The following is a 545-nucleotide window of genomic DNA, read 5'->3' as shown; positions in this document are numbered from 1 at the left end:
TTAACGAACTTGGACATAGCTGCGATGTCGACGCTGCAATGTCTGCAGTAGAGAATGCATACCCATAACCCAATAGACAGGGCTAGGGTATGAGTAATCCACTCCTACCCTAAGCTTTGTATCTCAAGCAAAGCGAAATGAAAAAACTCCTTTTGGTCGCCCACAGCCCGTCTGAAAATACACAAGCCCTACAACAAGCTCTGTGCCAGGGTGTCATCAGCCAAGCTCTTGAGCAAGTTGAATTCAAGTCGAAAACTCCTTTTGAAACACAAGCAGAAGATGTACTAAGTGCAGACGCCATTATACTCGGCACTACCGAGAATCTAGGCTACATGAGTGGTGCCCTCAAAGATTTCTTCGACCGTTGCTATTACCCATGCTTAGAAGCGAAACAAGGCTTACCCTGTGCCGCGTATATTAGAGCCGGTCATGATGGCACAGGTACAATTCGTGCTCTCGAAACCATTACCACTGGCCTTAAGTGGCGATGGGTACAGGAGCCCCTTTTACTAAAAGGCGCTTACCAAAAAGAGTTTGAGAGCCAT

General features: G+C 47.0%; 1 protein-coding gene. It reads left to right on the top strand.

The genetic code is table 11. From position 1 onward, the window contains the following. Positions 1–137 precede the first annotated feature (137 nt). On the top strand, positions 138–545 hold a 408-nt coding region (locus A3761_RS19690; RefSeq protein ID WP_068750734.1), incomplete at its 3' end, for a flavodoxin family protein.

It is taken from the genome of Oleiphilus sp. HI0123 (assembly GCF_001635315.1).
Note: the sequence above shows the minus strand (reverse complement) of the source record. Positions and strands in the feature narration are given on the sequence as shown.